This is a genomic window from Pseudomonas sp. Van50 (assembly GCF_055390755.1).
Map to the genome: position 1 here is coordinate 2,025,731 of NZ_AP024343.1, position 24,017 is coordinate 2,049,747.

Genomic DNA, 24,017 nt, shown 5'->3' on the forward strand with positions numbered 1-24,017 from the left:
TGGCATGGCAAACAACATCGACGACAAACTGGTGCTGGCGATTTCGTCGCGGGCGTTGTTCGACCTGAGGGAAAGCCACAAGGTGTACTTGTCGAGTGGCGTCGAGGCCTATCGGCAATACCAGATCGAGCATGAAGACGAAGTCCTGGCACCCGGTGACGCGTTCGCCCTCGTGCAGAAACTGCTGGACCTCAACGAACACCTGGGGCGTGCCCGGGTCGAGGTGATCCTGGTGTCGCGCAACAGTGCCGACACCGGCCTTCGGGTGTTCAACTCGATCCATCATTATGGGCTGGCGATTTCGCGCGCGGCCTTCGTTGGCGGTCGCAGTCCTTACCCGTACCTCAAGGCATTCGGCTGTGACCTGTTCTTGTCCACCCACGCTGAAGACGTGCGCAGCGCCCTGGACGCCGGGTTTGCCGCGGCGACCATCCTGTCGGGTGGGGCCAGTCGCGCCGCCAGCGCAGAACTGCGCATTGCCTTCGACGGCGATGCCGTGCTGTTTTCCGATGAGTCGGAGCGTGTCTATCAGGCCGGTGGCCTGGAAGCTTTCCAGGCCAGCGAGCGGCAGTCTGCCCGTGAACCGCTGCGAGGCGGGCCGTTCAAGGGCTTCCTGGCGGCGCTCAACGCGCTGCAGCGCGAGTTCCCCGAGGACGCCTGCCCCATCCGCACGGCCCTGGTGACCGCCCGTTCGGCACCGGCCCATGAGCGGGTCATCCGGACTTTGCGTGAGTGGGATATCCGCTTGGACGAGTCGCTGTTTCTCGGCGGCCTGACCAAATCGGCTTTCCTGGAGGCCTTTGCCGCCGATGTGTTTTTCGATGACCAGACCGGCCACTGCGAATTGGCCCGGGAGGTGGTCGCCACCGGTCACGTCCCCCATGGCATCAGTAACGAAATAAAGCCCTGACTGCCTCTGGGTCGGGACGTCAGGCCGCACGTCGCAGTCCCCGAGGCGCTGCTAAGCTGAATCAATCTCCGCCATTCTGGCACGTGAGGAGGTCACATGATTCGTTCGATGCTGTACGCCACAGACCTGGGCCTTTATGCCCCTTATGTGATGCAGCATGCCTTGGCGCTGGCACGGACGTTTGAAGCCGAGTTGTATGTGGTGCATGCGGTGGAACCGATGGGGCTGTTCGCCGAATCGGTGTTGCAAAGCTATCTCGACGAGCAGGCGCTGAACGAATTCCATCGCCAAGGTCTGAATACGGTGATGGCCAATATCGAACAGCGGGTGCTCGACAGTTTTCGTGAGGAATTGGGGGAAGGGCAACAGGACTTGAAACTGATCAGGTCGGTCAGGGTGTACCAGGGCGATCCTTCCCAGGTCATCCTGGAGCAGGCTGCGAAACTCTCCGTTGATTTGCTGATCGTAGGCAGTCATTGCCAAGGGGCGAACGGTGAAACCCCCTTGGGCAGGACCGCTGCCCGGGTATTGCAGTTATCCCGGGTACCGGTCTACCTGGTTCCGCTGGTCCAGCGTCGACGTCAGGGCGAGGCTTGAGGCTAAATGATGGCGTTTTATAAAAAGTTCTAGATTTATTGTCGTAACCTTCCATATAGTTATATACCGTCGCTGATGCCCGTGGCGTCCAACTGCTTTGAGGGATACATATGAAGCTTCAACAACTGCGCTACATCTGGGAAGTGGCGCACCACGACCTCAACGTTTCCGCTACTGCCCAAAGCCTCTACACGTCGCAACCCGGCATCAGCAAGCAGATCCGCCTGTTGGAAGACGAGCTGGGCGTCGAAGTCTTCGCCCGCAGCGGCAAGCACCTGACCCGCGTGACCCCGGCCGGTGAGCGCATCATCACCACGGCTGGCGAGATCCTGCGCAAGGTCGAAAGCATCAAGCAGATCGCCCAGGAATTCTCCAACGAGAAAAAAGGCACCTTGTCGATCGCCACGACCCACACCCAGGCCCGCTATGCGCTGCCACCGGTGATCAGCAACTTCATCAAGCAATACCCCGACGTGGCGCTGCACATGCACCAGGGGTCGCCGATGCAGATCGCCGAGATGGCTGCCGACGGTACGGTGGATTTCGCCATTGCCACCGAGGCCCTGGAGCTGTTCGGGGACCTGGTGATGATGCCGTGCTACCGCTGGAATCGCTGCGTGGTCGTGCCCCAGGGGCATCCGTTGACCAAGCTGCCGAAGCTGACCCTCGAAGCCCTGGCCGAATACCCGATCGTCACCTACGTATTCGGTTTCACCGGGCGTTCCAAGCTCGACGAAGCCTTCAGCCATCGTGGCCTGACGCCGAAAGTGGTGTTCACCGCCGCCGACGCCGACGTGATCAAGACTTACGTCCGCCTGGGCCTGGGCGTGGGCATCGTCGCGAAGATGGCCGTCGATACCAAGCTCGACAGTGACCTGGTGGTGCTGGATGCCAGCGAATTGTTCGAATCCAGCGTGACCAAGATCGGTTTCCGACGTGGCACTTTCCTGCGCGGCTTCATGTGCGACTTCATCGAGAAATTCGCGCCGCACCTGACCCGGGAAGTGATGGCCAAGGCCATCCAGTGCCACAACAAGCAGGAACTCGAAGAGTTGTTCGACGGCGTCGAACTGCCGGTGCACTAAAAAACGTTACCTGCCTAGATCGCCTCGGTGACAGTGAACTGTTGCCGGGCGCCCGCGACCACGATCTCCACTTCATCCCCTTCGAACTTGCCCAGCAGGCCTCGGCCCAGCGGTGAGCGAGGGGTGATGACGGTGATCGGCTGGCCTACCAGCGAGACCTTCAAGCCTGCCGCATCCGGCCCGAGGAAGAGCCATTGCTGGCGGCCGTGCTCATCTTCCAGCCCGATCAATGTGCCGACCTGAACGCCGCGCTGCTCGTCGTAAGGCCTCAACGTCAGGTTTTGACAAAGGGTGAGCGCCTGGCGGATTTCTTCCACGCGCCTGGCTTGTCCGGCGGCGAGGTAGGACGCCTCGAGGCCCAGGGTGTCGTATTTGTTCTCGGCGATGTTTTCTTCGTGGGTCGCGGTTTCGTAGGCGGTTTGCGCGGCGCGCTCGGCGATATCGAGATCAATCTCGAGCTTGTCGAGAATCAACTGGTGGACGGTCTGTTTGTTCATGTCACTCGCAAAATTGCAGCACGTTGGCACGGCTTTTTTCACTGGGTGCATTCTGGTCCTGTTGCAGCCAGAACTGGCACTTGGGGTTGGACAGGTTGCGAGGGTTGCTGCGGGCCTGATCAAGCGCCTGACGTTGTTCGTTCCTCTGCAGGTTCTGCTGATACTGCTCGAACATCGGCGTGGGCGGCTCGGGGGCCGGTTGCACCGCCGGTGGTTGCGCCAGTTGATGGACGGCGGCGGCCACCGGTGCCAGTTGTTCGTTGAACAGGAATCTGGACAGCAGCCAGCCCGTCAACACGATGGCCAGGAACCCCAGCCACAGGCCCAGGGCAATGCTGAAGGTCAATTGCAAAGCCGTAAGGCGCGAGGGTGTCGAGTGATCGGGCATGGCTGCTTCCTGGCAGGGTCATGGGCAGGCGCTGATTGTCGCATGAAGATTAATCGCCGTCGGCTCTTCTGCGCGATCGGTTTATTCGGGACAATCAGGCCTTTGTCACAGGGAGTCGGGAATGGCTGTGCGCTGGGATATTTTCTGCACCGTCGTCGATAATTATGGCGACATCGGTGTCACTTGGCGCCTGGCTCGGCAATTGGTGGCCGAGCACCAATTCGCGGTTCGGCTGTGGGTCGACGACCTGCGTGCCTTCGAACGGCTGTGCCCGCAGATCGATATCACCCTGCCCGAGCAATGGCAGCAGGGCGTGCAAGTGTGCCACTGGCCTGCTGAGTGGCAGCCCACCGAGGCCGCCGAGGTGGTGATCGCCGCATTTGCCTGCCAGTTGCCGAGTGCCTACATGGAAGCGATGGCCGAACGCCAGACGACGCCCTTGTGGATGAACCTCGATTATTTGAGCGCCGAAGACTGGGTGATCGGTTGCCATGGCTTACCGTCAGTCAAATACAAACACGTGCAGAAATATTTCTTTTTCCCGGGCTTTCGGGAGGGAACGGGTGGCTTGCTGCGTGAGGCCGGTCTGCTGGAGCGCCGTCGGCAATTCCAGCAGGATGCCGAAGCGCAACGCAGTTTCCTGCAAGGATTGGGCGTCGAGCGGGCGCCGCAGGCCTGCCTGATCTCGCTGTTCGCCTACGAGAACGCCGGGCTGGCGAGCTGGTTTGACGCGATGGCAGCCGATACCCAGGCATTTCATGTGCTGGTTCCCGAAGGGCGAGTGTTGGGCGACGTCGAGCGTTGGCTCGGTGTCGACGGCCTGAAGGTCGGTGCGCTGCATCGACGCGGCGCACTGACGGTGCAGGTGCTGCCGTTCGTTCGCCAGGATCAGTACGACCAGTTGCTGTGGTGCTGTGATTTCAACGCCGTGCGTGGCGAAGACTCCTTCGTGCGTGCGCAATGGGCCGGTCGGCCGCTGCTCTGGCACATCTACCAGCAGGAAGAAGACGTCCACCTGGAAAAGCTCGAGGCATTTCTCAGGCTCTACAATCAGGGGCTTTCACCGGCCGCGCAAAAAGCGACCAATGGTCTCTGGCGGGCCTGGAATGCCGGCCAGGACATGGCCGAGCATTGGAAAACCAGCCGCGAACAGCAGCAGGAACTGGCCGAACATGCCCAGGCGTGGTGTCTGGAACAGGCTTCGCGACCCGATCTTGCCGCGGCGCTGGTGAAGTTTTATGTAAATTGGATATGATACGCGGCCTAGATTTTTGTAAATCCCATCCAAATTCGGATATTCGCAATGAAAACTGGTAAAGAACTGAAACCCGGGACCGTGATCCGTCTCGAAAACGATCCTTGGCTGGTTCAGAAAGCTGAGTTCACCAAGTCGGGTCGTAACAGCGCGATCATGAAGACCAAGCTGAAGAACCTGCTGACCGGTTACAAGACCGAGATCGTCTACAGCGCCGACGACAAACTGGACGACGTGATCCTCGACCGCAAAGAAGCGACCCTGTCCTTCATCAGCGGTGACACCTACACGTTCATGGACACCACTGACTACACCATGTACGAGCTGAACGCCGAAGACATCGAAAGCGTTCTGCCATTCATCGAAGAAGGCATGACCGACGTCTGCGAAGCTGTGTTCTTCGAAGAGCGCCTGGTTTCCGTAGAACTGCCGACCACCATCGTGCGTCAGGTTGACTACACCGAAGGTTCCGCTCGCGGTGACACGTCCGGCAAGGTCATGAAGCCTGCCAAACTGAAGAACGGTACCGAACTGTCGGTCGCTGACTTCATCGAAATCGGCGACATGATCGAGATCGATACCCGCGAAGGCGGTTCCTACAAAGGTCGCGCCAAGTAAGCGCAGCCTTCTGTATAAAAAAGCCCGACCATTGAGTCGGGCTTTTTTATTTCAGGACTGAATACCAGATCCCGTGGCTTCTCCTGGTTCCATCATCACTTCAGGTGCTGCTTGAGCTCTTCGGACACCTGCAACATCGCCGAACGCACCGCTGGCACCTGGCTGACCACGTTGAGCAAGCCGTAGTCGTGGATCATGCCGTTGTAGCGTACGGCCGTCACGGGCACACCGGCCGCGTCCAGTTTGCGGGCATAGGCTTCGCCTTCATCGCGCAAGACATCGGCCTCGGCGGTCTGCACCAGCGCTGGCGGCAGGCCCTTGAGTTGCGCGGTGCTGGCCCGTAGCGGCGAGGCATAGATCTCGCCGCGTTGCCCGGCATCGGTGGTGTAGTTGTCCCAGAACCACTTCATCATGTTTTTACTGAGGAAGTGCCCTTCGGCGAACTGGTTGTAGGACGCCGTCTCGAAGCTGGCATCGGTCACCGGCCACAGCAATGCCTGGAAACGGATCGCCGGCGTGCCTTTGTCCTTCGCCATCAAGGCCACGACCGCCGCCATGTTGCCGCCGACGCTGTTGCCCACCACGGCCAGGCGCTTGCCATCGACGCTGATCTGCTTGCCGTGCTCGGCCACCCATTTCGTCGCGGCGTAAGCCTGGTTGATCGCCACCGGGTAATGCGCCTCGGGTGAAGGCGTGTAGTTGACGAACACCGCGACGGCACCGGACCCCGCAACGAGATCCCGAACCAGTCGTTCGTGGGTCGGGAAGTCGCCCAGTACCCAGCCACCGCCGTGGAAGAACATGAACACCGGCAACTCACCCTTGACCCCGGCGGGGCGAACGATGGTCAGGCTGATCGGCTGGCCATCGACCTGGATGGTTTTCTCGCTGACGTCGGCCTTGGGCAAGCTCAACTTTACCCCCGCCTGGGCGCCCATCAGGACGGCGCGGGCGTCCTTGGGCGACAGCTGCTCCAGTGGCTTGCCGGTGCCGGCATTGAGCGCGTCGAGAAACGCCTGGGTGTTGTGTTCGACGATACCGTCGGCGAAGGCGCTGCTGACGCTGAGGGCGAGAAGGGTGCCGGTCAGGGCTTTGCTGAATGTGTTCATGTGCATCTCCTTGAGTTCGGGGCCAGGGTTGGTGGTCAGACGGTCACGTGCAGGCGCACATCCACGTTGCCGCGGGTGGCGTTGGAGTACGGGCAGACGTGGTGAGCCGCGTCCACCAGGCTTTGCGCGTCGGCCTGGTCCAGCCCTGGCAGGCTGATGTGCAGGTCGATGTCGAGGCCGAAACCACCGGGGATCTGGCCGATGCCGACGTGGGCGGTAATCGAGGCGTCGTCCGGGATCTTGCGTTTGCTCTGGCTGGCCACGAATTTCAGGGCGCCGATGAAGCAGGCCGAGTAGCCGGCGGCGAACAATTGCTCGGGGTTGGTCGCCGCACCGCCCGCACCGCCGAGTTCCTTGGGCGTGGCGAGTTTGACGTCGAGAATGTTGTCACTGGAGATCGCACGACCGTCACGGCCGCCGGTGGAAGTTGCGATTGCGGTGTAGAGCGTTTGCATGATGGGAGCCTCGTTTCTGGGTTGGTTTATTTGCGCTAAATGTTTGCGCGCTAAGTAGGTGTGAGGCGAATGTATAGCGCTAATATTTTGTGCGCAAGATAAATTTTCGAGGCAGGTATGAAAATTCAGGCTGAAAGGGCTTGTACCCCTTGAGCTAGAGGGGTTTGGTGGTGTTAAAAATTTTTTAGCTGGTAGGCTGGGAGGCCGCAATCGCGAGCAAGCTCGCTCCCACAGAGGGGAGCGCCGCAACTTCAATGTGGGAGCGAGCTTGCTCGCGATTGCGGTGGGTCAGTTGGCGGGGAGATCGGATGTCCCGGAACCTTCGCGAGCGAGCCCGCTCCCACAGGGGGAGTCAGAGGCTGTCTTGCAAATGCCCGCGTAGCGCTTGCAGGTCATGTTGCAGCTTCTTCAACTGTTCCAGGGTCTGGCCGCTGGCGGCGAGGATGCATTGGGGGATGTCGAGGGCTTTTTCCCGCAGGGCACGGCCCTGTTCGGTGAGTTCGACAATGACCACCCGTTCGTCCTCACGGCTGCGGGTGCGGCTCAGCAGGCCTTCGGCCTCCAGGCGCTTGAGCAAGGGGGTCAGCGAGCCGGGGTCGGTAAGCAGGCGTGTGCTGATTTCACCGACGGTCAATCCGTCCTTTTCCCACAGCACCATCATCGCCAGGTATTGCGGATAGGTCAGGCCCAGGGCCTGCAGCAGCGGCTTGTAGACCTTGGTCATCAGCAGCGACGTGGAGTGCAGGGCGAAACAGACCTGGTTGTCGAGCAACAGGGCTTCGCAGGCTTCGGGGGTGTCGCGCAGGGTGTTCATGGCAAAACCTTCATTCAATGATCGTTACGAATCTAGCGGGCGAATCTTTAATGCGCCAGATAATTCTGACATTCCGGATAGATGTTACGTTTCCCCGCTGGCGCCGACTGCGTAGGATAAGCGCCCTGAGGAAAAGGGGAGTCTTCTGTGTTCGAATTTGCATTGTTCTTGGTGTTTGGTGCCGTGTTAGGCACCTTGGGGGGATTGTTCGGGATCGGTGGCGGCCTGATTGCCATTCCGGTGCTGGGCGTCTGGTTCGGCCTTGACCAGCAAATGGCCCAAGGGACGGCGCTGGTCATGGTGGTGCCCAACGTCATGCTGGCGTTGTGGCGTTACCACCAGCGCAATCGCATCGAATTGCGCCATGTCCTGCCGTTGGCTTCCATGGGGTTCTGCTTTGCCTGGCTTGGCTCGATCTGGGCCGTGGGGATCGATGCCGATAGCATGCGGATCGGTTTCGTGGCGTTCCTGATCGCGCTGACGCTGTACAACCTGGTTCGCATGTTCGCCGCCACCGCACCTGCTTCGGCGCAAATGCGGTATGGCTGGCCATGGCTCGGCGTGCTGGGAGCCGCATCCGGCACCATGGGCGGTCTGTTCGGTGTCGGCGGGGCCGTTGTCGCCACCCCGATCCTGACCAGTATTTTTGGCACCAGCCAGGTGGTTGCCCAAGGTTTGTCCCTGGCGCTGGCCTTGCCCAGCACCGGCGTGACCCTCGCCACGTATGCGTTTCACCACGAAGTGGACTGGAGCATCGGCCTGCCGCTGGCCGTCGGTGGTCTGCTGAGCATCAGTTGGGGGGTGAAAGTCGCCCACGCCTTGCCAGAGCGGCTGTTGCGCGGGCTGTTCTGTGGTTTCCTGGTGCTGTGCGCGGTGTTGCTCGCCTTTAAAGTTTGAAACCTTCGACGATGTGTTCGGCCAGGCACTCGGTGATCGGCGACGGGTTATGCAGGTTGCGGATCAGCATGATGCTGGCCTCGGGCAGCTCCGGCAGGTCTTCGGCCTCGCCCAGTACGCGCATGTCCGGGGTCAGCAGGCTTTCCAGTTGCGCCGTGATTGCCAGGCCGGCCCCCACCACCGCCATGAGCGCCGACAGGCTCGAGCTGTTGTACGCCACGCGATAATCGCGGCCCATGGCATCCAGCGCATTGCAGGCCCATTGCCGGCAGAAACAATCGCTGTTGAACATTGCCAGCGGCAGCGGTGTTTGTTCATGGACGTTGAAGCAGGCGGCTTCGGCCCAGACAAAACGCTCCTTGCGCAGCAACTGGCCGATTTCGTCCCCCGGTTTGCGGGTGACGATGGACAGGTCCAGGTCCTGGCGCAGCAGCAACTGCTTGGACGACTCGCAGTGCACTTCGATTTCGATCAGGGGATAGAACTGGGCGAAGCGTTGCAGGATGCCCGGCAGGAAACGCATCACGTAATCGTCCGGCGTGCCGATGCGCACCGTGCCGACCATATGCGGTTCGCGCAGGGTATTGAACACCTCGCTGTGCAGCTTGAGGATCCGCCGGGCGTAACCCAGCAGCACCTGGCCTTCGGCGGTGAGCTTGACCTGGCGCCCATCGCGTTCGAACAGCCGTCGCTGCAAGACGTCTTCTTCCAGCCGCTTCATCTGCATGCTGACGGCAGACTGGGTGCGATTGACCAATTCCCCGGCCCGGGTGAAACCGCCCTGGTCGGCGATGGCGACAAAGGTACGCAGCACTTCCGTATCGATGCTCGGGTAACTCGACAATTGATCAATCTCCGAGATGTATTGCATAAGAAACATTCGTTGGATTGATCTTAGCGTTAGCGCGAGACTTGAGCCATCCCCAACGGAGGACATCACGATGAAAGGTCAAAAAGGTTATCTACTGATAGACAAACTCTCCCACGGCTTTTCCATCAGCGCCTTGCTGCACAAGTTTAGCCGCTGGTACGAATTGCACCATGAACGCGAACTGCTGGCCGGAATGAGCGACGAGGCGCTCAAGGACATCGGCGTGAGCCGTGCCGACGTGGAGCAGGAAGTGGTTCGGCCATTCTGGGATGACCCAATGCACAAATGAGCCATCCTTTCCTACACAAACCCCTTATTGGTGAGGTAGGTTGCGAGCAGACAAGGAGATCTCCATGCCCGCGACTGTGTCCTTTACCCTCAAACAGGCCCGGCGTCTGGCGTTGGCCGCCCAAGGATTCGATGGGCGGTCGCCGCCAGCTTCGGTGAAACCCTCGCGCCTCAACCGTCTGATCGAACGCCTCGGCGTCCTGCAGATCGACTCCGTCAATGCGCTGGTGCGCTCGCATTACCTCCCGCTGTTTTCCCGCCTCGGTCACTACCCTCGCGATTTGCTCGATCAAGCCGCCTGGAGCCAGGGCCGACGCCGCACGCTGTTCGAATATTGGGGCCATGAAGCGTCGCTGCTGCCGCTGTCCATGTATCCACTGATGCGCTGGCGCATGGATCGGGCGGCGCGTGGCGAGGGCATCTACCAGCAATTGGCGCGTTTCGGTCATGAACGCCAGGATGTCATCCGTCGCGTCCTGGCGTCGGTCGAGGAGCAGGGCGCCCTCGGTGCCGGCAGCTTGTCCACGCGCCAGGAGAAGGCCGGGCCGTGGTGGGACTGGAGCGTAGAGAAACATGCGCTGGAGTGGCTATTCGCGGCGGGCGAAGTCACGGTGGCGGGGCGGCGTGGGTTCGAGCGGCTCTACGACTTGCCGGAGCGGGTGTTCCCGGCCTCGGTCCTGCAACAGTCCCAGCCGGACGAGGCCCAGGCCCAGCGCGCCTTGTTGCTGCATGCCGCCGAGGCCTTGGGCGTGGCTACCGAGAAGGACCTGCGCGACTACTTTCGTCTGGGGCCGGCCGACAGTCGCGGGCGACTGGCCGAGTTGGAAGAGGCCGGCGAACTGTTGCGCTGTGAGGTGCAAGGCTGGAAGCAACCGGCCTGGTATCGACCCACGGCGAAGATCCCTCGCAAAGTAGCGGCCAGCGCCTTGTTGTCGCCGTTCGATTCGCTGGTCTGGGAGCGCAGCCGTACCGAGCGACTGTTCGATTTCCGCTATCGGCTGGAGATCTACACCCCTGTCCACAAGCGGATGTACGGCTATTACGTATTGCCGTTCTTGCACAATGAACGCATCGCGGCTCGGGTGGACCTGCGGGCGGAGCGGGCCCTGGGGCGGTTGGCGGTGCATGCGGTGCACGAGGAAGAGCCGGGGTTGGACGAGGAGGGGGTGCAGGCCTTGGCGGTTAACCTGCGGCGCTTGGCCGATTGGCTGGGGTTGGAGCGGGTCCAGCTTAACTGTCAGCGGGTGGGTGGGGTGCGGTTGGCGGTGGCGTTGGCGCAGATCGGTGGTGACTGAGCAGGCCCTATCGCGAGCAAGCTCGCTCCCACATTGGATCTGCTGTGAACACAAAACCTGTGGCCACCCGGGACCCCTTGTGGGAGCGAGCTTGCTCGCGATAGCCGTCTAACCGGCGAAGAAGAACCTACCGCCGAACCTGCTTCAACGTCTCCGCAATCAGGAACGCCAGCTCCAGCGACTGATCGGCATTCATCCGCGGGTCGCAATGGGTGTGGTAGCGGTCCGACAGCCCGTCCTCGGTAATCGGTCGTGCACCGCCGATGCATTCGGTGACGTTTTGCCCGGTCATTTCGATGTGAATCCCGCCGGCATAGGTGCCTTCGGCTTCGTGGGCCTGGAAGAACTGCTTCACTTCACCGAGGATCTGCGCGAAGTCCCGGGTCTTGTAGCCGCTGCTGGCCTTGATGGTGTTGCCGTGCATCGGGTCGGAGCTCCACAGCACCTGCTTGCCTTCACGTTGTACGGCGCGCAACAGTGGCGGCAGGTGTTCGCCGACCTTGTTGGCGCCCATCCGGGCGATCAGGTTCAGCCGGCCGGGGTCGTTGTCCGGGTTGAGCACGTCGATCAGGCGGATCAGGTCGTCCGGGTCCATGCTCGGGCCGACCTTGACCCCGATCGGGTTGTTCACCCCACGCAGGAATTCGACATGGGCACCGTCCAACTGACGGGTGCGGTCGCCGATCCAGAGCATGTGGGCCGAGCAGTCGTAATAGTCGTTGGTCAGGCTGTCACGGCGCACGAAGGCTTCTTCGTAATTGAGCAGCAGTGCTTCGTGGGCGGTGAAGAAACTGGTTTCGCGCAGTTGCGGCGAGCTGTCCATGCCGCAGGCGCGCATGAATGCCAGGGTTTCGTCGATGCGGTCGGCCAGGTGGCTGTATTTTTCCGCCAGGGCCGAGTTGGCGATGAAGTCCAGGTTCCACTTGTGCACCTGGTGCAGATCGGCGAAACCGCCCTGGGCGAAGGCGCGCAGCAGGTTCAAGGTGGCGGTGGACTGGTGGTAGGACTGCAACAACCGCTCCGGGTCCGGTACGCGGCTTTTTTCGTCGAAACCGATGCCGTTGACGATGTCGCCCCGGTAGGCCGGCAGGGTCACGCCGTCGATGGTTTCGTCGTTGGCCGAGCGTGGCTTGGCGAACTGTCCGGCCATGCGCCCGACCTTGACCACCGGGCAGCCGGCGGCAAAGGTCATGACGATCGCCATCTGCAAGAGCACCTTGAAGGTGTCGCGGATCTTGGCCGCCGAGAACTCGGCAAAGCTTTCGGCGCAATCGCCGCCTTGCAGCAGGAACGCCCGGCCCTGGGTGACTTCGGCGAACTGACGGCGCAACTCCCGGGCTTCGCCGGCAAACACCAATGGCGGATAACTGGCCAGGGTCTGCTCCACCTGCAACAGGTGCGCGGCGTCGGGGTAACGGGGTTGCTGCTGGATCGGCAGGGCACGCCAGCTGTCAGGGCTCCAGGGTTGGCTCATCATGATCTCTAGGTGATTTACGCTCGGACGGCCATGTTATCAGCAAATTAGTACGTGACCTGTTCCGGTTGCTTCGCGGACAATCGCGCCTTTGTCCCGTATCCGCAGGCTCATGCCGGCACGGCAACCATCAGGAGATGAAATGACAGAGGAGCGCGTCGAGCATTTGCTCGCCGAGGTGCACGACGAGTTCGGCATGATTCGCGTATTCGAAGTGGCCGATTACCGGTTTCTGGAGTTTGGCGATGCCATCGAGCAAAGCTGCGTGTTCACAGCCGATCCGAGCTGGCTCGAATATGACTACACCCGCGCCATGCTCATCGGTGCGTTGTGTCACGAGCAGCCGGAAAGTGCGCTGTTCTTGGGGCTGGGTGCCGGTACGCTGACCCAGGCCTGCCTCAAGTTCCTGCCACTGGAAGACGTCGAGGCCATCGAACTGCGTCCCGACGTGCCGCGCCTGGCCATCGAATACCTGGGGCTGGACGACGATCCGCGACTGTACATCCGCGTTGGCGATGCTTTGGAGCTGCTTGAAACGGCGGAACCGGCGGACCTGATTTTCGTCGACCTCTATACCGATGTCGGCCCAGGCGTCGGGCATCTGGCCTGGGGGTTCCTGGAAAACTGCCAGAAGCGCCTCAACCCGGGCGGCTGGCTGGTGATCAACCAATGGGCCACCGACGACGGCAAGCCATTGGGCGCGGCGCTCTTGCGCGGTTTGTACCACCGGCATTATTGGGAGCTGCCGGTGAAGGAGGGCAATGTGATCCTGATTGTGCCGGCGGACCTCGATCAGGAGCTGGACATGCAAGGACTGGTCGCCAGGGCCGAAGGGCTGGCGCCGCGGCTGGGCTATTCGTTGCAGTCGTTGATCAAGGCCATTCGCCCGGCGACCTGATCAAAGGCCCCCAAAACCTTTTTACAAGTGAGTTCCCCTGTGGCGAGGGAGCTTGCTCCCGCTGGGTCGCGAAGCGGCCCCCTTCGATTTCAGATATCAACCCAGGCGTCTGCTTCGCAGCCGAGCGGGAGCAAGCTCCCTCGCCACAAGGGCAAAGTCGTCTGGAGGTGAACCGTTTTAGCTGACTGCCCCAAGGCCTTCTGACAGCGAGCCCCATAACGGGGTTTGGCAATAAAAAAAGCTCCCTTTTCGGGCGAATTCCGGTATAGTGCGCGCCGGCCTTTAGCCGGGCCGCGTCAAGGTAGCGCAATTCTCCGAAGTCAGCTTCGGTTGCATGTCCGCACAACGGATGCTTCCACGACGTTCTTTTTCCATTCATTCGTTTTCGCAAATCCCCGCCGACAAAGCAGCCAGGGCGACTCTTGAGTCTCAACACGGCATGCGCAGCTTTGGAGCATGGGTCTTTGCGGATGCACTTAGAGGCAGACCCATGACCCAGGAAACCGGCGGCTTCGCCGCTTTTAATCTCAACCCGAACATTCTTGCTGCCGTCACCGCGACTGGCTACGAAGAACCTTCGGCGATTCAGCAGCAATCGATCCCGATCATCATGGCCGGCCACGACATGATTGGCCAGGCGCAAACCGGTACGGGTAAAACCGCTGCGTTCGCTCTGCCGATCCTGCATCGCATCGATCCTGCCAAGCGCGAACCGCAAGCCCTGATCCTGGCGCCAACTCGTGAGTTGGCGCTGCAAGTAGCCACCGCTTTCGAAACCTACTCCAAGCAAATGCCTGGCGTTACCGTTGTGGCCGTTTACGGCGGCGCCCCGATGGGCCCACAACTGAAAGCTATCCGTAATGGCGCGCAGATCGTTGTCGCCACTCCGGGTCGTCTGTGCGACCACCTGCGTCGTGACGAAAAAGTCCTGGCTACCGTGAACCACCTGGTTCTCGACGAAGCCGACGAGATGCTCAAGCTGGGCTTCATGGATGACCTGGAAGTCATCTTCAAGGCGCTGCCAGCGACCCGCCAGACTGTATTGTTCTCGGCCACCCTGCCGCAATCGATCCGTGCCATTGCCGAGCGCCACCTGCGCGATCCGCAACACGTGAAGATCCAGACCAAGACCCAGACCGTCACCGCGATCGAACAAGCTCACCTGCTGGTTCACGCCGACCAGAAGACTTCCGCCGTTCTCAGCTTGCTGGAAGTGGAAGACTTCGACGCCCTGATCATGTTCGTGCGCACCAAGCAAGCGACCCTGGACCTGGCCAGCGCCCTGGAAGCCAAAGGCTACAAAGCCGCCGCGCTGAACGGTGACATTGCCCAGAACCAGCGTGAGCGTGTGATCGACTCCCTCAAGGATGGCCGCCTGGACATCGTTGTGGCGACCGACGTCGCTGCCCGTGGCCTGGATGTTCCGCGCATCACCCACGTGTTCAACGTGGACATGCCGTACGATCCGGAATCCTACGTTCACCGTATCGGCCGTACTGGCCGTGCCGGTCGCGAAGGCCGCGCGCTGCTGCTGGTCACTCCCCGTGAGCGCCGCATGCTGCAAGTGATCGAGCGTGTGACTGGCCAGAAGGTGGCTGAAGTTCGCCTGCCGGACGCCCAGGCCGTTCTCGATGCCCGCATCAAGAAACTGACCAACAGCCTGTCGCCCCTGGTGGCTGACGCCGAATCGACCCACGGTGATCTGCTCGATCGCCTGACCGCCGACATTGGTTGCACCCCACGCGCCCTGGCCGCGGCACTGCTGCGCAAGGCCACCAATGGCCAGGCGCTGAACCTGGCTGCGATCGAGAAGGAACGTCCCCTGGTGCCGAACAACGCACCGCGTGGCGATCGTCCCGAGCGCACCGGTGATCGTCCGGACCGTGGTGATCGCGAGCGTCGTGCACCGATCCCGCTGGCCGAAGGTCGTGCGCGCTGCCGTACTGCGCTGGGTGCCCGTGACGGCATCGCCGCCAAGAACCTGCTGGGTGCCATCCTCAACGAAGGCGGCCTGGCCCGCGAAGCGATCGGCCGCATCCAGGTGCGTGACAGCTTCAGCCTGGTCGAGCTGCCGGAAGATGGTCTGGAGAAGTTGCTGACCAAGCTGAAAGACACCCGCGTCGCTGGCAAGCAGCTCAAGCTGCGTCGCTACCGCGAGGATTGATCGGCTCTTGGGCTGATTGATCGAGCATGAAAAATCCCCGACTGGTTCGGGGATTTTTTTTGCCTGTTGTTTGGTGTGCCTTCAGGGGGAGTGGGTGGAGGCCAATCGCGAGCGAGCTCGCTCCCACATTGGGCTTGCGGTGCTCACAAAACCCTGTGGGAGCGAGCTCGCTCGCGATTGAAGCGACGCGGTCCATCGGTCAATCGAACCGATAAATGTCCATCCCCAGCGTCCCCATCGTGAACCCCGCATGGGCAACGCTGAATGTCCCACCGGCACCCCGGGCAAAATACAGCGGCAACAAGTGCTCATCGCTGGGGTGGCTGCGCACGGCGTTGGGGGCTTGGCGACGGTAATCGTGCAGCGTGGTCTCGTCGTCGGCCGCCAGTTGCTCGACCATCCAGTCGCGAAAGGCCTTGGCCCAGGGTTCGATGCTGTCAGGGCCGGCGTTCCAGTCCAGGTCGCGCAGGTTATGGGTGATGCTGCCGGAGCCGATCAGCAAGACGCCCTCTTGGCGCAGGCTCGCCAGGGCCTGGCCGACCTGCGTCTGCAGCGCCGGTCCCTGGTGGCTGGGCAGGGAAACCTGCACCACCGGAATGTCGGCCTCGGGGTACATCAACGACAATGGCACCCAGACGCCATGGTCGGACGGCCGTTGAGAGTCGAGGCGGGCCGGCAGGTGCGCGGCGTTGAGCATGTTCGCTACTTGCGTCGCCAGTCGCGGATCGCCAGGCGCGGGGTACTGCACCTCATACAGCGCCGGTGGAAAGCCGCCGAAGTCGTGCCAGGTGCGCGGCTGCGGATTGGCGCTGACCAGCAGTTCGTTGCTTTCCCAGTGGGCGGACACGATGACGATAGCCTTGGGCTTGGGCAATTGACCGGCCAGGCGAGCCAGTGCCGGCCCGCTGGCGCCGGGTTCCAGGGCGAGCATCGGTGAGCCATGGGAGATAAACAGGCTGGGCAGCATGAACGGACTCCTGAGCGTTAAGATGGGCTCATCTTCCGTCAGGTCTATGATCTAAATCTAATATAAGTTTTAGCCCGTTTTGATCGAATTTTTGGAGTGAATCATGGAGCCCGAGTTTTGGCACAAGCGCTGGTCATCGAACCAGATCGGTTTTCATTTGCCGGAGGTGAACCCCTACCTGCAGCATTTCTGGCCGCAACTGGGGTTGGAACGGGGCAGTCGAGTGCTAGTGCCGCTGTGTGGCAAAAGCCTGGATCTGCTGTGGCTTGCCCATCAGGGGTATTCGGTGTTGGGCGTGGAATTGTCGGAAAAAGCCGCAACCGATTTTTTCCTTGAGCATCAGCTTGAGCCGAGCGTGAGCGAGGAGGGCGTATTCAAGGTCTTTCGTGCGGCTGATATCGAGATTCGCTGCGGTGATTTCTTTGCCCTGGACCGGGAGGATGTGGCCGATTGCACGGCATTGTACGACCGCGCGGCGCTGATCGCCTTGCCGGCGCCGATGCGGGAGCAGTATGCGGCTCATCTGCAGAGGATCTTGCCCAGCGGCGTCGGGTTGTTGATTACCCTGGATTACAACCAGGATGAAATGCCTGGCCCGCCTTTCTCCGTGGGAAATGATGAGGTGCAGCGGCTGCTGGGGGATGCCTGGCGGCTGGAGGTCCTGCAGGAGCAGGATGTGCTGGGGGAAAGCTGGAAGTTCTTGCAGGCGGGTGTGACGCGGCTGGATGAGCGGGTGTATCGGATTTCCAGTCGTTGATGCTGTGCGTCTATGCTGGCGCCATCGCGAGCAAGCTCGCTCCCACAGTTGATCGGCAGTGAATAAAGAGTCTGCGTCCACCGAAGATTCCTGTGGGAGCGAGCTTGCTCGCGATGACGCCAGACCTGACAGCTCATAGACCTGCAGACAAAAAAAGCCCACATCTCTGCGGGCTTTTCTTGACGCTCGAACCTGTCAGCCGCGACGACGCAGTGCGTCGATACGCTCTTCCAGCGGCGGGTGGCTCATGAACATGCGTGCCAGGCCCTGCTTGATGCCACCGTTGATGCCAAAGGCATTCAGGGTATCTGGCATGTGCACCGGCAGGCCTTGCTCGGCGCGCAGGCGTTGCAAGGCACCGATCATGGCGCTGGTGCCGGCCAGGCGTGCACCGGCGTCGTCGGCGCGGAACTCGCGTTTGCGCGAGAACCACATGACGATGGCGCTGGCGAGGATGCCCAGTACCAGTTCGGCGAAAATCGTCGCCACGTAGTAGGCGATACCCTGGCCTTCTTCGTTCTTGAAGATCACCTTGTCGACGAAATTACCGATGATCCGGGCGAAGAACATCACGAAGGTGTTCACCACGCCCTGGATCAGCGCCAGGGTCACCATGTCGCCGTTGGCGACGTGGCCGATCTCGTGGGCCAGCACGGCCTTGACTTCATCGGGCGAGAACCGTTCGAGCAGACCCTGGCTGACGGCGACCAGGGCGTCGTTCTTGTTCCAGCCGGTGGCGAAGGCGTTGGCCTCGTAGGCCGGGAAGATACCGACTTCCGGCATCTTGATACCGGCTTCGCGGGACAACTGTTCTACGGTCTGCAGCAGCCATTGTTCGTGACGCGTGCGCGGCTGGCTGATGATCTGGGTGCCGGTGCTCATCTTCGCCATCCACTTGGAGATGAACAGCGAGAACAGGGAACCGGCGAAACCGAACACCGCACAGAAGATCAGCAGCTGATTGAGGTTGAGGTCAACCCCATTGGCCGCCATGAACCCGTTGAAGCCAAAGAGGCTCAGGGTGATGCTGGCAATCAGCACGACCGCCAGGTTAGTGGCCAAGAACAGCAGGATGCGCATCATGGTTGTGAAAGTCTCCTCATGCTAAAGATGTAGCGTTATGCGGGGTATATAAGGTGCTGCCGCAGGCTATTCAACTCGCCGACTATTTCAAACTGTGTCCTACAGGCGTCCTAAATGTTTGAAAGACTTTTCTGAAAGTGACCAGGGAAAAGAAATACGCTGCCTGCCCCCCGTGAACGTTGAGCCCAGATGCACGTTGACCGTCCAATCCCTAGTGTAGAAGGCCCGACGAAGTCGACGGAACGGATATGTTGCTGAATCAAACAGCGTGCGAGGTGAGGACGCCCCGCACGCCGCCCGGCTTATTGACGGTAGGACTTGAGGAAGTTGCCGATCCGGCCAATGGCCTGGTCGAGGTCATCGACCCGCGGCAGGGTCACGACGCGGAAGTGGTCCGGCCATGGCCAGTTGAACGCCGTACCCTGGACCACCAGCAGCTTCTCGGACAGCAGCAGGTCGAGGACGAACTTTTCATCGTTGTGGATCGGGCAGACCTTCGGGTCGATCCGTGGGAAGGCATACAGCGCGCCCATCGGCTTGACACAACTGACGCCGGGAATGTCGTTGAGCAATTCCCAGGTACGATTGCGCTGTTCCAGCAGCCGGCCCTGGGGCAGGACCAGGTCGTTGATGCTCTGGTAGCCGCCCAGCGCCGTCTGGATCGCATGCTGGCTCGGCACGTTGGCACACAGGCGCATGTTGGCCAGCATGTCGATGCCTTCGATGTAGCTCTGGGCATGGTGCTTGGGCCCGGAGATGGCGATCCAGCCGGAGCGGAAACCGGCGACCCGATAGGACTTGGACAGGCCGTTGAAGGTCAGGCACAGCAGGTCCGGCGCCAGGGAAGCGGTGCACACGTGCACGGCGTCGTCGTAGAGAATCTTGTCGTAGATCTCGTCGGAGAACACCACCAGGTTGTGCTGGCGGGCCAGTTCCAGCATGCCCAGCAGTACTTCCCGGGAATACACGGCGCCGGTCGGGTTGTTCGGGTTGATGATCACCAGTGCCTTGGTATTGGGCGTGATCTTGGCCTTGATGTCCGCCAGGTCGGGAAACCAGTTGGCCTGTTCGTCGCACAGGTAATGCACCGGGTTGCCGCCGGACAGGCTCACCGCGGCGGTCCACAGCGGATAGTCCGGTGCCGGTACCAGCACTTCGTCGCCGTTGTTGAGCAGGGCCTGCATGGACATCACGATCAGCTCGGACACGCCATTACCCAGGTAGATGTCCTCGATGCCGATCCCTTCGACCTGCTTCTGCTGGTAATACTGCATCACGGCCTTGCGCGCACTGAACAAGCCCTTGGAGTCGCTGTAGCCCTGGGCGGTCGGCAGGTTGCGGATGACGTCCTGGAGGATTTCATCGGGCGCTTCGAAACCAAAGGGTGCCGGGTTGCCGATGTTCAGCTTGAGGATGCGATGACCTTCCTCTTCCAGGCGTTTGGCGTGCTTGAGCACCGGGCCGCGAATGTCGTAGCAGACGTTGGCGAGCTTGTTCGATTTGCTGACCTGCATGGCGATGTGTTCCCGAAAATGAACGATCCAGGCGGCGTATGAACTACCGTAACTGGGAATCCTGCGTCTGTGCCCAGGCCTGACGCGGTATAGGCGCCACAATCCGTTTGAATGCGCATGACGTGACTGCCAGACTGGCGCCTGACGAGGCGCAATCATACGTGCCGCCCGATCTGCGGAAAAGCGTCGGATCGGGCTTTTTCAATTGCCGAGGTAGGACGATGGAAAAGTTGGAAAAAACCCTTGAAGAATGGCGCGCCATGCTCGACCCGGAGCAGTACAACGTCTGTCGGTTGAAGGGCACCGAGCGGCCCTTCTCCGGTAAATACAACGCCACCAAGACCGACGGTGTGTATCACTGCATCTGCTGCAACGAGCCGTTGTTCGATTCGCAGACCAAATTCGATTCGGGCTGTGGCTGGCCGAGTTTCTACGCGCCGATCGAAGGCAGCGCGGTGGTGGAGGTGCGGGACGTCAGCCACGGCATGATTCGCACCGAGGTGGTCTGCGCCAAATGCGATGCCCACCTGGGCCACGTCTTCCCCGACGGCCCGCCGCCCACGGGGTTGCGGTACTGCATCAACTCGGTGTGCCTGGATCTCGTGCCCCGCGACTAACCAGTAAGTTGTGGGAGCAAAGCTTGCTCGCGATACAGGCAGCTTGATTTCTGACAGACCGCAGCGCTTTGATCGCGGGCAAGCCTTGCTCCCACAGTTCTCGGCGTCGGTGGTTCCAATTATTAAATTGCACACAATTCAATTGATCGCTATCTTCAGCCTCCAACCTTTAACTGGAGCCTTGCCATGAGCGACAACCTGCTGAGCATCCCGTGCACCACCATCAAGGGTGAGCAAAAGACCCTCGCCGATTTCGCCGGCAAGGCCGTGCTGGTGGTCAACACGGCCAGCCAGTGCGGGTTCACCCCGCAATACAAGGGACTTGAAGCGTTGTGGCAGACCTACAAGGACCAGGGCCTGGTGGTGCTGGGCTTTCCCTGCAATCAGTTCGGCAAGCAGGAGCCGGGCAATGAAGGGGCGATCACCGAGTTCTGCGAGCTGAACTTCGGCGTGAGCTTTCCGCTGTTCAAGAAAATCGAAGTCAACGGCGCCAACGCCCATCCGCTGTTCGTCCAGCTTAAACAGCGTGCACCCGGCGTGCTGGGGTCCAAAGGCATCAAGTGGAATTTCACCAAGTTCCTGATCGGCAAGGACGGTCAGGTGGTCAAGCGGTTTGCCCCGACCACCAAGCCCCAGGACCTGACCGGCGAGATCGAAGCACTGCTCAAATGAATGACTTGTCAGCCGATTCGCTGAAGCTCGACAGCCAGTTGTGCTTCAAGCTGTACGCCGCTTCACGTGCGGTGATCCGTGGCTACAAGCCGATGCTCGATCAGCTTGGCCTGACCTACCCGCAATACCTGGCAATGCTGGTGTTGTGGGAATGGCAGGACACGGCTCCGCCACAGCCGACGGTCAAGGCCCTGGGTGACCGTTTGCTGCTGGATTCCGGCACACTGACGCCGCTGCTCAAGCGCCTGGAACAGTTGGACCTGGTCCAACGCCAGCGTTCGGCCCGGGACGAGCGGGAGGTCCACTTGAGCCTGTCGGCTGCGGGACGGGCTTTGCGCGAACAGGTCGGCCCGCTCAAGGCCCGCCTGTTATGCGACAGCGGGGTCGATCTGGACCGCCTGGGCGCGTTGCGAGACGGTCTCGATCATCTGCTGGGCCAGATCAAAGCGCTGACGTAGTGGGCACCCACTGGTCCAGCACGGCTGCCAGTTCTTCGCGGCGGAACGGCTTGGACAGGTAGTCGTTCATGCCAGAGGCCCGGCAGCGCTCGCGTTCTTCGGGCATCGCGTTGGCCGTCAGCGCAACGATCGGCAGGTCCGACCAACGCCCGCTGCGGCGAATCTGCCGGCTGGCTTCGTAACCGTCCATCACCGGCATGTTGCAGTCCATCAACACCAGGTCGAACACCCGCTGTTCCAGTTGATCCAGGGCTTCGACACCGTGGGCCGCGACGGTGACTTCGCAGCCCAGTTTCACCAGCATGCCCTTGGCCACCAGTTGGTTGACCGGATTGTCCTCCACCAGCAGCACCCGTCCACGCTTGGATGGCGTCGGGGTTTCGATCTGTGCATCGTTGATGGTGGTCGCCTCGCTCTGCATGGCGCGCCGCACAATCTGGTACAGCGCATGGCGCGCCAGCGGTCGGGCCTGTTGTATCAGCGGGGCGAGGGCGGCGGCCTCTTCGCCGGGCATGAAGCTGCCGTAGGCGGTCACCAGCAGGATCGGTGCCTCAAAGGTCGGCCGCAGGTTGAACAGGCATTCCGGGCAGTCAGTGATCAGCACGTCAGGCTTGAGTCCCAGCAGCCCGTCATCGATGGAGCGCTGCACATAATCCAGGCCCCACTCCGGCAACAACATGCCCAGTAACTCGGCCAGGCCGCTGCTGCTGGCGGTGATGGCGACGACGTTGCCGCGCAACGGGTCGACCGGCGTTGCAGGGAGATGGCAGGGCAGGGGCAGGTCTGCGCAGAACTGACTGCCGAAGCCGGCTTCGGAACTGATCGTCAATCGGCCCTGCATGGCTTCGCAGAGGTTGTAGGTCAGTGCCAGGCCCAACCCGGTGCCGCCAAACTGACGGGTAATCCCGGCGCCGGCCTGGGTGAATGGCTGCAGGATTCTCGCCTGGGCTTCCTGGGGAATGCCGATACCGGTGTCGCAGACGTCGATTCGCACGCCGCCTTCGTAATGGCTCAACTTCACGTCGACCCGGCCGAAGCGTGTGAACTTCAGTGCGTTGGACAGCAGGTTGCTGACGATCTGGCGTACCCGGGTCGGGTCGCCGAGCACCTGCGCCGGGAACCGGGGATCGATCAGGCAGGCCAGCTCGACACTGGGAGCCGCGTTCTGGGAAAGCAGGTTGGCGGTATCCTCCACCAGGGCGCCGAGGTCGAACGGGATGCGTTCGAGCTCCAGTTGACCGGCGTCGAATTTCGACAGGTCGAGGATGTCGTTGAGCAACTCGACCAAGACCTTGCCCGAGTCATGGGCGATCGAAAGCTGCTGCTGTTGCTCGGCCGTCAGGGGACCGTCCAGGGACAGGGCGATCATGCCCAGCAGGCCGTTGAGCGGCGTGCGGATCTCGTGGCTCATGTTGGCGAGGAACACGGAGCGGGCTTCGGCCATGTCCAGGGCCGTGCGCCGGGCCACCTCCAGCTCTTCGTTGGACTGGCTGAGGCGGGCGTTGATGGCCTTGAGTTCGGCGGTGCGTGCCGAGACGATGTTTTCCAGTTGCGCCAGGTATTCGGTGAGGCGATTTTCGGCGGTGCGCCGCTGTTGGATTTCCGTGGAGATATTTTCGAACTGCTGGTTGGCGACGGACACCAGCACGCCGATTTCATCAGACTGGTGGCCGGAAGGGCATTCCAGGCGGTTCTGTTCGCTGCTGCTCGGGTCGCGGCTGCTCAGTTCGCGGATGACCCGCACCAGGGGTTTGGTCAGCATCACGTAGAACAGCGCCAGCAGCAGGCCGGTCAGGATCAGGCTGCGGGCGAAGCCGTTGAGCAAGGTGACTTCGGCGCGGCGCAGGAAACGACTGCCGAACGCATAGGTGTCGACGTCCAGTCGCAGCATGCCCAGGGATTCGCCGGGCAAGTGGTCCAGGTAGAGCCGGTCCTCGAACTGGCGCTGGGCACCGAACAGGAAGTCGCTGATGAACCGGTAGCTGCTTTGCAGCTCGGGCCGCTTGACGCTGGCCAGCACGGTATTGTTGTTGTCGATCAGCTCGGCGCCGATGATGGCCGGTGAGCGCAACAGGCCCATGGCCAATTCCTGGGCGAGTTCGGCGTCGATGTTGTAGGCGATGCGCGAGGCCGGGTTGTGGCTGATTTCCAGCAGCGACAGGATTTCACGGTTGATCGACGCGTCTTCGCTGGCATAATCGATGCCGATCTGCATCAGGCTGAGCAAGGTGCCCAACACGAAGCCCACCAGCACGGTCAGGCGGGCCTGCTTATAGGAAAGCCGTTGGGTGAATCTGATGTCCATTGAGTGATGAACCACTTACGTTTCCCTTC

General features: G+C 61.3%; 25 protein-coding genes. 14 read left to right on the forward strand and 11 right to left on the reverse strand.

Annotated elements, in window-relative coordinates; all coding sequences use genetic code 11:
* The first annotated feature begins 4 nt into the window (after positions 1-4).
* From ACZ5M5_RS08960 to cysB, 3 genes are all read left to right on the forward strand, one after another.
* Positions 5-910: a 5'-nucleotidase gene (locus tag ACZ5M5_RS08960; RefSeq protein WP_060738548.1), complete on the forward strand. Its 906-nt coding sequence runs from the start codon at positions 5-7 to the stop codon at positions 908-910.
* Positions 911-1,006: 96 nt separating this feature from the next.
* On the forward strand, positions 1,007-1,507 hold the full coding sequence (locus tag ACZ5M5_RS08965) for a universal stress protein (protein WP_060738547.1): 501 nt from the start codon (positions 1,007-1,009) through the stop codon (positions 1,505-1,507).
* A 110-nt stretch (positions 1,508-1,617) separates the two neighbouring features.
* A complete protein-coding gene (gene cysB / locus ACZ5M5_RS08970; protein ID WP_003199376.1) occupies positions 1,618-2,592 on the forward strand; it encodes an HTH-type transcriptional regulator CysB in 975 nt (324 codons plus the stop codon).
* 14 nt (positions 2,593-2,606) lie between these two features.
* On the opposite strand, the gene ACZ5M5_RS08975 is transcribed toward cysB, so the two are convergent.
* Entirely contained in the window at positions 2,607-3,089 is a 483-nt protein-coding gene (locus ACZ5M5_RS08975) for a GreA/GreB family elongation factor (RefSeq protein ID WP_060738546.1), read from the reverse strand.
* A gap of 1 nt (position 3,090) precedes the next feature.
* Positions 3,091-3,477 carry a hypothetical protein gene (locus ACZ5M5_RS08980; RefSeq protein ID WP_060738545.1) on the reverse strand — a complete coding sequence of 129 codons (387 nt, stop codon included), beginning with the start codon at positions 3,475-3,477 and terminating at the stop codon, positions 3,091-3,093.
* A 121-nt stretch (positions 3,478-3,598) separates the two neighbouring features.
* Between ACZ5M5_RS08980 and earP the strand changes: the two genes are divergently transcribed.
* Together earP and ACZ5M5_RS08990 are read left to right on the forward strand one after the other, a co-directional pair.
* Positions 3,599-4,732: an elongation factor P maturation arginine rhamnosyltransferase EarP gene (gene earP / locus ACZ5M5_RS08985; RefSeq protein WP_060738544.1), complete on the forward strand. Its 1,134-nt coding sequence runs from the start codon at positions 3,599-3,601 to the stop codon at positions 4,730-4,732.
* Positions 4,733-4,780: 48 nt separating this feature from the next.
* Positions 4,781-5,350 (forward strand): elongation factor P, encoded by a 570-nt coding sequence (locus tag ACZ5M5_RS08990; protein WP_003199385.1) that lies wholly within the window; start codon positions 4,781-4,783, stop codon positions 5,348-5,350.
* 95 nt (positions 5,351-5,445) lie between these two features.
* Here ACZ5M5_RS08990 and ACZ5M5_RS08995 read toward each other — a convergent pair whose 3' ends face one another.
* The 3 genes from ACZ5M5_RS08995 to ACZ5M5_RS09005 all read right to left on the reverse strand — a co-directional run bounded on the left by ACZ5M5_RS08995 (position 5,446) and on the right by ACZ5M5_RS09005 (position 7,728).
* Positions 5,446-6,459 carry an alpha/beta hydrolase gene (locus ACZ5M5_RS08995; RefSeq protein WP_103309635.1) on the reverse strand — a complete coding sequence of 338 codons (1,014 nt, stop codon included), beginning with the start codon at positions 6,457-6,459 and terminating at the stop codon, positions 5,446-5,448.
* A 35-nt stretch (positions 6,460-6,494) separates the two neighbouring features.
* The gene (locus ACZ5M5_RS09000) at positions 6,495-6,914 is read right to left on the reverse strand and encodes an organic hydroperoxide resistance protein (protein WP_103309637.1); all 420 of its coding nucleotides are present in this window, start codon (positions 6,912-6,914) and stop codon (positions 6,495-6,497) included.
* 352 nt (positions 6,915-7,266) lie between these two features.
* Positions 7,267-7,728 carry a MarR family winged helix-turn-helix transcriptional regulator gene (locus tag ACZ5M5_RS09005; RefSeq protein ID WP_060738541.1) on the reverse strand — a complete coding sequence of 154 codons (462 nt, stop codon included), beginning with the start codon at positions 7,726-7,728 and terminating at the stop codon, positions 7,267-7,269.
* A 147-nt stretch (positions 7,729-7,875) separates the two neighbouring features.
* On the opposite strand from ACZ5M5_RS09005, the gene ACZ5M5_RS09010 reads away from it, so the two are divergent.
* The gene (locus ACZ5M5_RS09010; RefSeq protein ID WP_060738540.1) at positions 7,876-8,625 is read left to right on the forward strand and encodes a sulfite exporter TauE/SafE family protein; all 750 of its coding nucleotides are present in this window, start codon (positions 7,876-7,878) and stop codon (positions 8,623-8,625) included.
* Here the strand turns inward: ACZ5M5_RS09010 and ACZ5M5_RS09015 are convergent.
* Positions 8,615-9,469: a LysR substrate-binding domain-containing protein gene (locus tag ACZ5M5_RS09015; RefSeq protein ID WP_027912697.1), complete on the reverse strand. Its 855-nt coding sequence runs from the start codon at positions 9,467-9,469 to the stop codon at positions 8,615-8,617. The genes ACZ5M5_RS09010 and ACZ5M5_RS09015 overlap by 11 nt on opposite strands.
* Positions 9,470-9,566: 97 nt before the next feature.
* Between ACZ5M5_RS09015 and ACZ5M5_RS09020 the strand changes: the two genes are divergently transcribed.
* Entirely contained in the window at positions 9,567-9,785 is a 219-nt protein-coding gene (locus ACZ5M5_RS09020) for a DUF1127 domain-containing protein (protein ID WP_053120494.1), read from the forward strand.
* A 64-nt stretch (positions 9,786-9,849) separates the two neighbouring features.
* Positions 9,850-11,079, forward strand: coding sequence for a winged helix-turn-helix domain-containing protein (locus tag ACZ5M5_RS09025; RefSeq protein WP_464738906.1), 1,230 nt, complete (start codon positions 9,850-9,852; stop codon positions 11,077-11,079).
* Positions 11,080-11,206: 127 nt separating this feature from the next.
* On the opposite strand, the gene ACZ5M5_RS09030 is transcribed toward ACZ5M5_RS09025, so the two are convergent.
* Entirely contained in the window at positions 11,207-12,553 is a 1,347-nt protein-coding gene (locus tag ACZ5M5_RS09030) for a class II 3-deoxy-7-phosphoheptulonate synthase (protein WP_109751450.1), read from the reverse strand.
* 142 nt (positions 12,554-12,695) lie between these two features.
* On the opposite strand from ACZ5M5_RS09030, the gene ACZ5M5_RS09035 reads away from it, so the two are divergent.
* A complete protein-coding gene (locus tag ACZ5M5_RS09035; RefSeq protein WP_025212625.1) occupies positions 12,696-13,451 on the forward strand; it encodes a spermidine synthase in 756 nt (251 codons plus the stop codon).
* A gap of 490 nt (positions 13,452-13,941) precedes the next feature.
* On the forward strand, positions 13,942-15,615 hold the full coding sequence (locus ACZ5M5_RS09040) for a DEAD/DEAH box helicase (protein WP_014337279.1): 1,674 nt from the start codon (positions 13,942-13,944) through the stop codon (positions 15,613-15,615).
* 199 nt (positions 15,616-15,814) lie between these two features.
* Here ACZ5M5_RS09040 and ACZ5M5_RS09045 read toward each other — a convergent pair whose 3' ends face one another.
* Positions 15,815-16,582 (reverse strand): DODA-type extradiol aromatic ring-opening family dioxygenase, encoded by a 768-nt coding sequence (locus ACZ5M5_RS09045; protein WP_464738907.1) that lies wholly within the window; start codon positions 16,580-16,582, stop codon positions 15,815-15,817.
* Positions 16,583-16,685: 103 nt separating this feature from the next.
* On the opposite strand from ACZ5M5_RS09045, the gene ACZ5M5_RS09050 reads away from it, so the two are divergent.
* The gene (locus ACZ5M5_RS09050) at positions 16,686-17,339 is read left to right on the forward strand and encodes a thiopurine S-methyltransferase (RefSeq protein ID WP_464738908.1); all 654 of its coding nucleotides are present in this window, start codon (positions 16,686-16,688) and stop codon (positions 17,337-17,339) included.
* A 195-nt stretch (positions 17,340-17,534) separates the two neighbouring features.
* On the opposite strand, the gene htpX is transcribed toward ACZ5M5_RS09050, so the two are convergent.
* Positions 17,535-18,422 (reverse strand): protease HtpX, encoded by an 888-nt coding sequence (htpX, locus tag ACZ5M5_RS09055; protein ID WP_003183732.1) that lies wholly within the window; start codon positions 18,420-18,422, stop codon positions 17,535-17,537.
* Positions 18,423-18,724: 302 nt separating this feature from the next.
* Positions 18,725-19,936, reverse strand: coding sequence for a pyridoxal phosphate-dependent aminotransferase (locus ACZ5M5_RS09060; protein ID WP_018603142.1), 1,212 nt, complete (start codon positions 19,934-19,936; stop codon positions 18,725-18,727).
* A gap of 221 nt (positions 19,937-20,157) precedes the next feature.
* Here ACZ5M5_RS09060 and msrB point away from each other — a divergent pair, with 221 nt between their 5' ends.
* From msrB to ACZ5M5_RS09075, 3 genes are all read left to right on the forward strand, one after another.
* Positions 20,158-20,553 (forward strand): peptide-methionine (R)-S-oxide reductase MsrB, encoded by a 396-nt coding sequence (gene msrB / locus ACZ5M5_RS09065; protein ID WP_060738535.1) that lies wholly within the window; start codon positions 20,158-20,160, stop codon positions 20,551-20,553.
* 186 nt (positions 20,554-20,739) lie between these two features.
* A complete protein-coding gene (locus tag ACZ5M5_RS09070) occupies positions 20,740-21,225 on the forward strand; it encodes a glutathione peroxidase (protein WP_003199416.1) in 486 nt (161 codons plus the stop codon).
* Positions 21,222-21,683, forward strand: coding sequence for a MarR family winged helix-turn-helix transcriptional regulator (locus tag ACZ5M5_RS09075; RefSeq protein ID WP_060738534.1), 462 nt, complete (start codon positions 21,222-21,224; stop codon positions 21,681-21,683). Before ACZ5M5_RS09070 ends, ACZ5M5_RS09075 begins: the two co-directional genes overlap by 4 nt.
* Here ACZ5M5_RS09075 and ACZ5M5_RS09080 read toward each other — a convergent pair.
* Positions 21,667-23,988, reverse strand: coding sequence for a hybrid sensor histidine kinase/response regulator (locus tag ACZ5M5_RS09080; protein ID WP_060738533.1), 2,322 nt, complete (start codon positions 23,986-23,988; stop codon positions 21,667-21,669). The genes ACZ5M5_RS09075 and ACZ5M5_RS09080 overlap by 17 nt on opposite strands.
* Positions 23,989-24,017: the final 29 nt, after the last annotated feature.